The organism is Pseudomonas sp. Z18(2022) (assembly GCF_036346535.1).
Lineage (GTDB): Bacteria > Pseudomonadota > Gammaproteobacteria > Pseudomonadales > Pseudomonadaceae > Aquipseudomonas > Aquipseudomonas yamanorum_A.
On record NZ_JAOTOA010000002.1, the window covers coordinates 189090 to 200774 of the forward strand.

10 protein-coding genes and 1 tRNA gene are annotated in these 11685 nt (G+C 50.8%); 1 reads left to right on the top strand and 10 read right to left on the bottom strand.

Features of this window, described 5'->3' with window-relative positions:
• Window positions 1–50: 50 nt before the first annotated feature.
• The 9 genes from V3W39_RS06210 to V3W39_RS06250 form a co-directional block, all read right to left on the bottom strand.
• The gene (locus tag V3W39_RS06210; protein ID WP_330212368.1) at window positions 51–1085 is read right to left on the bottom strand and encodes a DUF1254 domain-containing protein; all 1035 of its coding nucleotides are present in this window, start codon (window positions 1083–1085) and stop codon (window positions 51–53) included.
• Window positions 1086–1242: 157 nt separating this feature from the next.
• Complete coding sequence (locus V3W39_RS06215) at window positions 1243–2226, bottom strand: AraC family transcriptional regulator (protein WP_330212369.1); 984 nt, start codon at window positions 2224–2226, stop codon at window positions 1243–1245.
• A 506-nt stretch (window positions 2227–2732) separates the two neighbouring features.
• Window positions 2733–4403 (bottom strand): P-loop ATPase, Sll1717 family, encoded by a 1671-nt coding sequence (locus V3W39_RS06220; protein WP_330212370.1) that lies wholly within the window; start codon window positions 4401–4403, stop codon window positions 2733–2735.
• A gap of 588 nt (window positions 4404–4991) precedes the next feature.
• Complete coding sequence (locus V3W39_RS06225; RefSeq protein ID WP_330212371.1) at window positions 4992–6056, bottom strand: restriction endonuclease; 1065 nt, start codon at window positions 6054–6056, stop codon at window positions 4992–4994.
• Between the two features lie 76 nt (window positions 6057–6132).
• Window positions 6133–6543 carry a hypothetical protein gene (locus V3W39_RS06230; RefSeq protein ID WP_330212372.1) on the bottom strand — a complete coding sequence of 137 codons (411 nt, stop codon included), beginning with the start codon at window positions 6541–6543 and terminating at the stop codon, window positions 6133–6135.
• A gap of 184 nt (window positions 6544–6727) precedes the next feature.
• Window positions 6728–7003, bottom strand: coding sequence for a hypothetical protein (locus tag V3W39_RS06235; RefSeq protein WP_330212373.1), 276 nt, complete (start codon window positions 7001–7003; stop codon window positions 6728–6730).
• Window positions 7000–7980, bottom strand: a complete 981-nt coding sequence (locus tag V3W39_RS06240) for an integrase domain-containing protein (protein WP_330212374.1) — start codon at window positions 7978–7980, stop codon at window positions 7000–7002. Before V3W39_RS06240 ends, V3W39_RS06235 begins: the two co-directional genes overlap by 4 nt.
• A gap of 904 nt (window positions 7981–8884) precedes the next feature.
• Window positions 8885–10213 carry a tyrosine-type recombinase/integrase gene (locus tag V3W39_RS06245; protein WP_330212375.1) on the bottom strand — a complete coding sequence of 443 codons (1329 nt, stop codon included), beginning with the start codon at window positions 10211–10213 and terminating at the stop codon, window positions 8885–8887.
• A gap of 164 nt (window positions 10214–10377) precedes the next feature.
• Window positions 10378–10453: transfer RNA gene (locus tag V3W39_RS06250), tRNA-Thr, on the bottom strand.
• Between the two features lie 285 nt (window positions 10454–10738).
• Here V3W39_RS06250 and V3W39_RS06255 point away from each other — a divergent pair.
• Window positions 10739–11149, top strand: coding sequence for a hypothetical protein (locus V3W39_RS06255; protein ID WP_330212376.1), 411 nt, complete (start codon window positions 10739–10741; stop codon window positions 11147–11149).
• Between the two features lie 118 nt (window positions 11150–11267).
• On the opposite strand, the gene V3W39_RS06260 is transcribed toward V3W39_RS06255, so the two are convergent.
• Complete coding sequence (locus V3W39_RS06260; protein ID WP_177041004.1) at window positions 11268–11504, bottom strand: DUF2790 domain-containing protein; 237 nt, start codon at window positions 11502–11504, stop codon at window positions 11268–11270.
• Window positions 11505–11685: the final 181 nt, after the last annotated feature.

The following is an 11685-nucleotide window of genomic DNA, read 5'->3' on the forward strand; positions in this document are numbered from 1 at the left end:
ACCAAACGTATTGGCAATTTTTTAAGTTCTAAAAATTTGGGAATAACTGACTAGAGTGCGACGGGCTGTGGCTTTGGAAAGCTCCATTTGCCATTCAGTATTTGTTCGCTCGGCTGATAAAGCCTGACGGTGTAGTTCCAGCCGGGTGTAGTAGGCAGGCAATTAACAATCTTCCCGTCGCAACCGCCGAACTGGATAACAATCGAGCCGTCCTCACTTTTCTTGGCGGTGAGGTTGTTCAACGAATAGGCGTCATAGGGATTCTTCTGAAAGTAACCGTCGGCGTTATAAACACTGACAGACCAGAAACTATTGACCGGGACCTCTCCAACTTTAAGTCGGTAAAGGGTTTCCCCATCGTTGTGCGGCATCACGCCGCCGAGATAGATCGCGTCCTTGGCCGGGTTTCCGCCCCAGCCTGTGGCGGTGCCGATCAAGTGATGGATTGGATTGACCGTGCCCTTTGGGCCAAAGGACTGGTTGTAGTCAGGAATCGTCGAACCCAGCACCTCCAGAGCCTCGCGCACCTTTGCCTGGCTCGCTAGGTCCCACTTGGGCACTACAAACTCTCCAACCTTGGCCTGGCTGACGGTGATTGCATCCTGCAGTGCATGTACCTTTTCAAGGTCTTTGCCATTTGCGGGATCGAAGAACGTGCGCACCGCCACAAATACATAACGTGTGCCGACGGCCTCTTTTGTCAGCGTCCGGCGGCCTGCGCCGTACGTGACGATGGGGACGTAGTGATCTTCATTGATCACCGCCATCGACATGAACCGCCCACCGGCCTCAGGCAACGTGATGGTGACGGGGCCTGCATCGAGGTCGAACACCGCTGACGAATAGAGCGTGTCCCGGTTCATCCGCACCACATCCTGGGCGTCGATGGGTACCGCTTCGCGGGTATGAACAAACCGGCCCAAACTGCCACTCGCGACCATTTTTCCCAGGTAGAGATCGGACTCGGCACGGGCAAAGTTATCCACGCCCACCGGTATTACCGCTTCCGGGAATGACTGGGCGTTCGCGCTTCCAAACGTTGCCAGTGCGATGGCGAGGACGCAGGCGGTGCATGAGTGAGACATTTAAACCTCAGGGTCTTATAAGTTGGCGTTAATTTTTTGACTGTATAAGAACGCCTCGGCGCAAACTTGCCATTTGGTGCCAAAAGCAAAGTGAGCGCGCACGCGAAGGCAACCGCTGAAATGGGCCGAATAGTTGTACGGGAAGGAAGCGAGGAGGTTAGCGACCCTGTTTCAGGATGGAGCGATAGCGCGACGGCGGGCTCCCGGTCCAACGCTTGAAGGCACGCGTAAAGTGCGCGGGATCGCTGTAGCCGACCATGTAGGCAATCTCGGTCGCGCTGTATTTACCGCTGGCCAGTAATTGAAAGGCTTCACTGCGACGTGTTTCGTCACGCAGTGCATCGAAGTCGATGCCGCAATGTTCGAGGCGACGTTGCAACGTGCGCGGAGACAGTCCGATCTTTTTTGAAATAGTGGCAAGTTTGGACAGTTGCTGGTCCGCTATCTGTTTGGCGAGCACGTCGGCGGTTTCAACGGTCGACTTCAAGGCCTGGGTGACTTTCCAGGCGTCATCCCGAACAGCTTGCAGGGGCGTGTCGAGCAACTCACGGTCGAACTCGATCATGTTGTATGTTGCGTTCATTTCGAGGTTCGGCCCCAGGTATTCTTCAAGCGCCTCGTCGCCTCTTTCCCTGGGGTTTTTCAGATGCACACGAATGCCGCCAGGCTCGCCGGACATGAGCGGTACTTTTCTAAGCAGCGCCAGCGTGCCGAAAATCACTTGCTTCGGGTCAGCCCCGTGCTGTCCGGTAAATTGGTGGATGAGTTTCGTTGTACGGCCTTCGGTGACGATTTTTACTTCCCCTCCCTGATGCAGTAACTCCGTATGGATCGACGCTACTGCACACGCCTGAGCGAGGCTGGTCGAGCCCAGTATCAAGTCGCCCCAGGCCCCGAGTGAACGTACTTCGATCAAGTGTCCCACCGACGCACCGGCGAAAGGATCCTGTGCGATAGCCGCCATTTCATTGGCGATATGAAAGCAGGTCGCGCGCGGCACCCACCCATCAGCCTGATGAAAAACGTGGGGGGAAATACCAAAGCGCCGAAAGAACTCCAACGGCGACACCCCTCGCATGCTCAGGTAGGGCGCTATCTGCCGAAGCGTGCTGAGTTTGATGGAGGGCGTAGCAATCGTCATAAGCGTTCGAACCTGTTTAAAGGCAATACACTTGAAAACCGTTTTGGCGCGCAAGGAGGCACTTGTGGCGCAATTGACAGTAAACACGATGGTCGATTCGGCGACAAGAAAGGCGAGGGGATAGGCAGGAAGGCAGCGAGGGGCGGGGATACCCCAGAAACAACAAAGCCCCCGCATTTCTGCGAGGGCTTCGTTTTGTATGGTGCGGCACCAGACGAACGGTATGTTTCGGCGAGACTAGGTTTTCCGGGCGTCTGGAGTTCACTGGAAAATTTGGCGTACCCCAACTAGTAACTATAAATAAATCAGCTAGTTATGGTCTTCAGTGGAATCGAATCTGGGATTTACGCATTTGTAATCCTTGTGAGGATGGACGTAGCCAGCATCATAGTTGACAGGCAGGAGTCGGCCTGGACCTGCAGTTCCTCCCCCAACGCGACAGTAATCGTCACTTATTTTATGAGTTATGAAGTTTTATTCCTTCATAACCATAGGTTGTGCGTTGGTTAGTTATGATTTGGAGCAGTTTTATATAAAATAGGAAGCTCGTAACCCCGCTTTTTTATGTCTGAGTGATGCTCGGATATTTTCAAATATCCTATCACTTGTAAGAAAGATAAAAAATCTACCGAGTCTTGTTCGGAAACATCTGATAAATTTGCTCTGATCCATTTGAAATCAAATTTTGTTTTATTGCCTTTCTTTGATGTGAAGTTACTAAATTGCTTGGCCCACTTCTCGTCTACTGTGCCGATGTTTTTGACGTATATATCTTTGGCATCAATATATGCTGTGTATACGCATTTCTTTTTGAAAAGATCCCACTCGTAGTCTTTGTCAACTAGTACTAGTTCGGATATTTGGTCTGGGTTTTCTTCGTAATAAGAGGCTACGTTGTTCACAACCTCTTTCAAAAATATAAGCATGTACCTAGGAGTGCAAACCGAGTTGCCATCAATAAAATGACCGCCAAGAAATTCAAATATTCCAATCTCTTCTGTCTGCTGACTACTTGCGCAGTAATGAATGGCTTTTCTTGGGAAGACCTTGGTTATAAAGGACTTATCGAACTTCCCAAATAGGTTTTGATCACGCTCAACCTTTTGTTTCTTGCTAACTACTTTTTTTAGTATTTTAGGTATCTTTGGATTAAGTAAGAAACGTTCCCTGAAAGATAGTCCATACTCGCTCAAGTCGGTAGCTAAAATCATGTTGTGGAAGTTTGCTATTTGAGCGTTGTGTAAAGCCATACAAATTCTAGTCGCAAGAAAACGTAAAGTTTCGTCTTTGCTCCATCGAAGTATTACCGCATTGTCAACGACCTTGTCATAGCCAAGGTTTGAAAAATTCAATCTTTCAAAAAGGTCGTAACGGATAAAAATTTTAAGGTTTAAGTGGCTGTCAGACGCCATGTCATCGTCTACTTCGAGAAGTGCAGTAAGAAAGTTTCTCTGTATGGCGTACTCAATTCCAGCAACAAATCTGTCGATTTTGTCGATAATTATCGTGGCTTTGTCATAGCCTCGCTCTTTGACTGCGGATGAAATAGCTCTTTGTACTTCCTCTAAATTGATTTTCTTTTTATTGGTGCTTGATTTTTTGATGCCCGCCTCAAGCGTAATCGGATGGTCAGCAATATTAGCCTCAAATTTAATGTTGGCATTCGAGATGAGGTCCTTAACTTTGCTGATGATGCTGCTATAAGCATCTGTGCTTAATGACTCTTTTAGGAAGTTGTTGATGGTTTGCTCAGATTTGCTTTCAGGGAAATTTGGCATTCCCGATATTGCAATCGCAGTCTTAGATAATATATTAAACTTCCAGAGCAACTGGTAAAGTGTTCTCTCGTCTTTTCCAATGTAATATTCTTTGGTGAAGTCGGACAGCTCGGAAAATGATAGCGCTTCTTCAAGTGGTATTATTAGGTCATTTTTAAATGCATCAATTTCTTTGTGACGATTCTTCAATAGTCTGAAAAGTGTACTTTTCCCAGTGCCTATGGCGCCAACGATAACAGAGTGTTTGTTTAGAAAGAACTTCTTAACAGCTGAAGTTACGATGAACATATCTTGTGCGAGGTCATCCCGATGCCCATCATTACTACCAAAGTCTAACTCACGGAGTTTTTCGATTGGAAATGGGTCTGGAAGTGTTGCTTTGGCTTTTCCTGGAGTCAATTCCTAAATCCTTGCATTACGATATTTTTGTTAAAGAAAACTAATTTTTTGTACTGGCCAGATGCCATTCTATAGTGAGCAATAGCAGAAAGGGCACGAATTTATTTTTGCTGAATACAGAGGAAATCCTTGACCTCCATATAACGCAAAGCCCTTGAAGGCGGCTTCAATCGACACGTAGTTGAGCTTGCATCGCTACATCTGCGCCGTTGCTGGATCAACCCAGAAGAGGATCCAGACTTCTTCAAGTAGGCAGATGCATGCGACTGAACCTAGGTATGACGTTGCATTTTGAATATTCGCTTCAGGTCGTCTCCTTTCATTCGTGACAGGGCGCCAACGACCCAGGCTGTGTGAAAACACATGCTCCGTTTTGAAGTTCGCGTTGCTACGTAAAATCTGTCGGTGTTTGGCTAGTCAGCAGGCCTAAGATTTACGTAGGAGCGCAATTTTCGTTCCGGGTTTTACTTTCAAACTTACTCTTAAATATTTTCACACAACCTGATCCCGTAGTAGACGTTCGCTGAAGCGTCAGTAATGCGACTCATGCTAGTGGCGTCCGTTTGAATGACACGCCATGTGATGTGTTCACCTAGGGAGCTCCATTAGGAATTTATCTACTTTCTCAAATAATAGTTCGTTCGGGTCATCGCCTGAGACTTTGCAACTAATCATTTCAGTCAATCCCTTATCATCAAGGCAAAGTATTAGTTTTCCGTGTTCTCTCATTGCGCCTTGGCAAGCAGCGAGGGCGTTGTCTGATGCTCCAGTTCTAGAGATAAGAAAGCAAACTTTACGTTTGGCTTTCTCATAAAGGTACTTCTCTGTTGAATAAATTTGAGATTGGCCTATCTGCTCTTTGTAGTTCTTGAACTCAAACAATACATATCTTGAGTCAAGATTCTGCGAAATGAATTTCCAAATGGTTGAGTTGTCGATTACGCGGCAAATTAAGTCGTAGCGGTGTAAATCATCGGTTGTTCTTTTTTGCTGATGCCAGCCAGTAAGATTTTCGTCAAACAAATATTTTAGGATTTCACTTGCGATATCCTCGAATTCATAACAGCCATCCCTGCCAAGCGGGATGGATTGTAGTTTTTCAATTAATCCCCGACCGATTCTTTCATTCTCATTCGCTGAGGTTGTGTTAGGTTTTACTCTAATATGTTTAGGGTTGATAATGGAGTTTGCATTGCTGTCAAATTGCCTCTCTGATAGATCAACTTCGCATAGTTGTACTAATCTGTCCATAAGCTCTAGGTCAATGCTTGCCAAAGAGATTAGGTCGTTTAAGTTGAGGATTTGTAAATTATATTTGTCTTGAATTCGATTTTTTATTTCGGGACGGATATCAGCGGCTACTATGAGTACAGCCTTGTCTACTCCCGCCGCACTTACCATTTCTATAAGCCGTTCAGCTGATATTATTAGTGCCGATGTAGGAAAGGTGGAGTTGCGTGTATATTTAACCTCAAACGCTACACGATCTCTGGTAGTCGGCTCCGTAGCGGTTATATCTATGCCATAATCCGGAATTGAATCCAGAGGATCAATCTGCCAGTGGTTGGCTTTCAAAATATCGCGACACAGGTCTTCTAAGGCATATCCCCGTCTCGTGCTAGATCCCGATCCAGATGCAGTTCTTATATTCATTCTCTACCCTTTTCTACCATGCCTGCGTGATCACGAAAACTTATTAGAAGGTTTTCTATTCTTCGGCGAAGAATAACTAATCAACAAACTTGTCGTTAGCACGCTCCTCGCACAGAGCATGCCATGTTTGTTGTGGTATAAGTTTGCTTGCCCAGCCGTAGTAGCCCCAAGTTTTTGAGATGTCGTCCTGCCAGCAGGCATCACACATCAAAGAATGATAGTGAACTCTATTGTTTACTATGTCCTGATAAATCGCAAAAAGGCTTTTGGGGTAGTTGCAATAACAGCTGAATTTTTTGTCTCTTTTGCGCTCGTGGAGTGGTCCAACGAGGCGCTCGTAGATTTTTGGATAGTGCTTTCTTAATCGCTGATTTACCGCATCGATGACGTCAATCCGATTCTTTTTTATAGCGTTAACACGTAAGTTCACCAGACTCTTTTCTGAGTCATACCTGCCTTGGTTGATTCTGGAGACAATCCCACTCACCGTGACCTCCCTGTACCTCTAACCTCAAGGTTATAGACCATGACAGCGATCCTTATGCTTTGGATGAGTAACAAAGTCTGAGGGTAACGCAGGGCGATAAGGAAGGGCAATGAAGGGAACTGCCATAGAAGCAATTATCTGAGAGGATTCTTGAGCGTTCAATTTTGGTCAGTTGCTCCTTCGTCTATTGCTTGAACTGCCAAGATTTACCTAAGCGAGTAATGAGTAAATGCACAGTCAGCAGATAGTAATAGCGCGTCGATTCAGCGTTCTGGTTCACTTGGTAGTTTAGAAACCACGCGAGATGTTTTCGCTGCCAGGTCCATGGATTGTCCCGTTGCCAACGATTAGCGATCGCCGTTTGAATGGCTTTCGCTTGGCGAAGGTGACGTTGGCGAGTGGCGTGCGACCCAGTTAGAACGCCCCCCAGGAACAGCTCCATATCGAATGGCTTGCTCATGCTCTACCACCAATGTAAGCCGACACCAGGACGATACGGTTATGCCCCAGCTCATAGCTGATTTGTACTCGGGCATCCTGATCTAGGCGTCGGTCGAGTTGATAGCAATGGCCTCCGTTGATGGGGGCGGGATGGTGGGTGATTTGCTCATAGCGTTCGCAAGCATAGGCTGCCCGCAATTCGTGGAAGCCTTTGAGGTCGTGCTTATGGAGGATGTCCCGTACGGGGCAGACGATTCCCTGCAAGAAATCGAGGTAGCGTTCGTTCGGTGCCAGCAGGTTGCGGCTACCGTTGGGCGAGACATATTCGGCAAGCCTCAGTGCGTCACGAATATGATCATCTACCGTAATCCAACGAGGCGCTGAGGCACCTGAGCGGCCCCCTTTGGTGCCGTCCTGGATGTTGATCTTTCCGAATTGCTTGGCTTCACGTTTTAGACGGGGAAGGTCGGCCAAAATCGCCTCGCGCAAGCGCATACCGGTGGCTCGCGCTAACTGAGCGATGGCTGCGGCGCGCGGCTGCTGGTTTTCACAAAGCACCTCTACGATCCGCTTCACCTGTTCGCGGTCCTGGCCTTGCGGCACTGAACGACGAATACTGGTGCGCTGCATTCCAAGCGCCTTACTCGGGCTCGACACTTTCACATACGGATCACCGCGAAGCGCGGCCATGGTCCGATTCACACTGGACAACCGGTTTTGCGCAGTCGCGATGGCCAGCTCACCTCGTTGAACTTGTTGGCGCAGGTGTCCGGCGTAGTCCAGCAAGGTCTGCCAATTAATCTGCCGCGCATCGTTAAATCCTGGTCCATCCTCCGACCGACACCACCGAACAAACGCCTGCCAGCGATCACTGTGCGCTTTGACCGTCCCGTAATGCCCGCCGCCAAACAGATCTTTCAGCGCTTGCGGCCCCGCATAGCTCAATTGCCGGCCATAGCCAAAATTGCGCCCATCCCGTCTACCGACCAATGGCATGATCGAACTCCTCTCGAAGCCAAACCTTTAAAACCTTCCCCACGTCATCCCGCCATGAATGCTGAGTGTTATCAGGGATCAAGGCCCCTGCGACCTGTGAGGGTTGTCCACTAACGCGGGACTGGCGGCTCTTTACGACCGGGAGCTTGGGCATCTCATGATCTGGCCTCCTGAGCACTTCCGAGGAAGTGGGCGGGTGAAGGCTGTGCTGGCTGACGAAACCAACGCCGCGAGATCCTGAGTTGGGTGAAGGCAGCTATGCGATGACCGAGGCATGCCTGACTGTCAGTCAGGTGCAGTCCATTCCTTGGGCTGCGGCACCATCATCTGCATCGCTGTTGCTGGTGACTTCGGTGTTTGTCACGTCGATTGTCACGAGAGGGAATGCCGTAGAGCCTTGTACGTGTTGGGCTGCAGCAGCGGTAGGAGCGCCCGTCTCTTTCCGGGAGAAAGAGACGGGCGCAGGTTGGCGCAGTGAAATGGCCAAGCGGATAGGTTGCTGCAGGGCAGTTGGGTAGGGTGTGTATTTGCCGCAATGGCAATGATCTGAAGTTGGCATCCATCACTCGGTGAGTGAACGTGCGAGCCGCCGGACGCTAATCGCACTTTGGGAGAACCACCACGGTGTGGCGTAGCCTTAAAGGTTCTGGCTACCTGGGTTGCTGTCAAAGACAGCGCTTTGCCCGATCTTTTCTACGCCTGTGGATAATTTGGGTCAAGGCTCGAATTTTCAGGAATTCTGCGGCTGTGGATGAAATTATCCACCGGTGGAAATCTATGGTTTTCCACAGACAATTTGCGTGGGCTTTAGATTTTTCAAATGAGGTCCATCCAAGCAGGGCGGCTTTGCAGCCCCGCTTGGATGGACCCGCGTGGAAGGGCGGACAACGGTGATCTCACAGGCTTACCCACGTTTGGATGCGCCACGGCTATTTTGTAGGGCTGTGATGTTGTCGCCGACTGGGTGAGCGAATTCGTGGGGTGTCACATGCCCATGGCGGTTGGCGTCGATGTAGTTGCTCCACCACGCCATGATCAGCCTGCGCTGTTCGAGGAATTCGGCCTTGTGGATATACGCGGCACGCACACGGTTGCGTTCCTTGTGGCTCATTTGTCTTTCGATGGCTGCGTCGGTCCATAACCCGGACTCCAGCAGAGCGCTACAGGCCATGGTCCTGAAGCCGTGGCCGCACACGTCCTTGCTGGTGTCATAGCCGACGTTGCGGAGCATGGTGTTCACCGTATTCTCGGACATGGGCTTCCAGTACTTGTGGTCGCCCGGTAGCACCAACTCTGAAAAGCGACTGAGGCTGCGCAGGCGCTCCAGTATTTCGATGACCTGCGGCGATAGCGGAACCATTTGAATGTCGCCGTTCATTTTGGTCCCGCGTGTGGAGTTGCGTACCCCTTCAATCGGTGCGCGCGTATCTGGGATTTCCCACATGGCGCGTTGAAGGTCGAACTCACTCCATCGAGCGAAGCGTAGTTCGCTGGAGCGGACGAATACATGCAACGTCAACAGGACGGCAAGGCGCGTCAGCTCGCGACCGTTGTAGTTGTCGATGCGTTGTAGCAGTTCGGGTAGGCGGTTGAGGGATAGGGCGGGGCGATGGACTGTGCGCGGCGCGTGAATCGAGCCTGCCAGATCCAGTGCAGGATTTATGGTGATCTGCCGAGCCCTTTTGGCCCCGCGCATGATGGTGGATAAGTAGTTCTGTACCCTTAACGCCACATCCATGGTGCCGCGTTTCTTGATGCGCTGGGTGATCTCTAGCAGGTCATGGGTATCGAGTTCAGCGATGGGTCGTTGGCCGATCAGCGGGAAGACGTGGGTACGCAGTCGGCTCATCACGGTTTTTGCGTGTCCTTCGGTCCAGCGACGGGACATGTCGGCGTGCCACTCCAGAGCAACGGTTTCGAAAAGCAATGCCGCCCGCTGGGCTACGATCTTGGCCTTCTTTTTTTCTTCCATTGGGTCGAGGTTGTCTAGCAGCAACGCCTTGGCTTCGTCTCGCTTACGCCGTGCGACGGAAAGGGTAACGATGGGGTAATTGCCGATGATGAGCGTACCTTCCTTGCCGCTGGGCTTGGTGTACTTCAAGCGCCAGGTCTTCACGCCGTTGGGCTTGACGAAAAGGTACATGCCGCCGCCGTCGAACAGTTTGTAGGCGCGTTCGCGGGTTTTGGCCGTGCGGCATTGCAGGTCGCTGAGGGGGATCGCTAGACGTGGCATAGGGGTACGCGCTCCTGACCGGGAAATCGCAGTACCCCTAACATACCCTCGGGGAAGGGGGATTTTGTTGGATCCCGACAGAGGGTCCTGGAACGAAAAAACCCGCCAAAGGGCGGGTTTTCGGGGCTTCCAGAGCATTCAGTAGAATGCAATGGAGCCTAATGTGGTGCCGGCACCAGGAGTCGAACCCGGGACCTACTGATTACAAGTCAGTTGCTCTACCAACTGAGCTATACCGGCGTGTTAGGGCGACGATTATAGCGATTGGCAAGCTTCTGTAAACCCCTGAATTCTGACTATTTTTGCAACCGCCTGGGTTTTTTCTGCTCGGCCTCGTTTCAATCACCCAAACCCCGCAAATCCCATGCGCTGGATCACTGGAAAAGGTCTGTGGGTGGTGGCAACATGCCACTCTTCGTCAGCCGTCCCATGGATGAAGGGGCGCTTCAACGAACCATCGGCATCTATCAGGATCAATCCTGAGCGCGTTCGCGCGACGAATGTACTCATATAAGGAAGCACCACGTGAAACGGAATCTCTCCCTGGCTCTCATTTTCCTGGCCGCCACCCTCGGTGGCTGCGCCGCCAACAAGCCTGCCAACGACCCGGCCCTCGTCGGCCAATGGAAAGGCCTGCGCGCAGAAAGCGGCAAGTGCCAGTTCCTGTCCTGGAACAACAACCTCAAGCCCGACGGCCGCTTCACCATCACCTTTTTCCGTGATGCGCAGCAAACCCAGCCGATTCAAACCGAGAACGGCACCTGGTCTGCGGTCAATGGCAAGAATGAGTTGAGAACGGATGGCGTGCGTACGCCGGATGTCTACACCTACAAGATGGTCGACACCGACACGGTTCATTACGTGAGTGTGGCGGCGGACCCGACTGGCGATTGCCAGGAGGATTATGAGTTCACCGAGCACCGTATTCGCGGTTAACGCGATTTAGCTTCAGATGAGATTTTGTGGCGAGGGAGCTTGCTCCCACTGTTTTTGGGGCTGCTTCGCAGCCCAGCGGGAGCAAGCTCCCTCGCCACAGGGTTTGCTGTTCACCGTGTTAGCTGCCTTCATTGCACGAGTCCGCAAACTTCATGTACTCAAACACGCGCTTCTGGCCATGGGAATCCAGGTAAGTCATCCGCGCATTCACCACTCCACACGCGGCACCACCATCGTCCACCGTCGACAGCACTTGCTGAATATCCAGCTTTTGGCTGGCCTCGGCGTGGGCTGAAAAGGCGGCAATGTTGAGCAAGGCAAACAGGCTGCTGGCGATGAAGGTGGTCCGGTTCATGGTGGTGTCCTCTGGGGTTCAATAGGTGATGTGTTTCGTTGGAGCCTATTGAGCGCCCGGGAGGTATCCGGCCTGTGTCATGCACCCCGGCCTTTTGCCTCGCCATGTATTGAGAGGGGAATTGCATACAACTTGATACATAAACCCGACCGTTAGAGGGATTAGTCGGTCAGGCCTTTTG

What these genes read in the sequence shown, in the direction of transcription:
- V3W39_RS06245 (WP_330212375.1), bottom strand. Translation starts at nt 10,213, where the DNA reads ATGCCACGTCTAGCGATCCCCCTCAGCGACCTGCAATGCCGCACGGCC.
- V3W39_RS06215 (WP_330212369.1), bottom strand. Translation starts at nt 2,226, where the DNA reads ATGACGATTGCTACGCCCTCCATCAAACTCAGCACGCTTCGGCAGATA.
- V3W39_RS06240 (WP_330212374.1), bottom strand. Translation starts at nt 7,980, where the DNA reads ATGCCATTGGTCGGTAGACGGGATGGGCGCAATTTTGGCTATGGCCGG.
- V3W39_RS06260 (WP_177041004.1), bottom strand. Translation starts at nt 11,504, where the DNA reads ATGAACCGGACCACCTTCATCGCCAGCAGCCTGTTTGCCTTGCTCAAC.
- V3W39_RS06210 (WP_330212368.1), bottom strand. Translation starts at nt 1,085, where the DNA reads ATGTCTCACTCATGCACCGCCTGCGTCCTCGCCATCGCACTGGCAACG.
- V3W39_RS06235 (WP_330212373.1), bottom strand. Translation starts at nt 7,003, where the DNA reads ATGAGCAAGCCATTCGATATGGAGCTGTTCCTGGGGGGCGTTCTAACT.
- V3W39_RS06225 (WP_330212371.1), bottom strand. Translation starts at nt 6,056, where the DNA reads ATGAATATAAGAACTGCATCTGGATCGGGATCTAGCACGAGACGGGGA.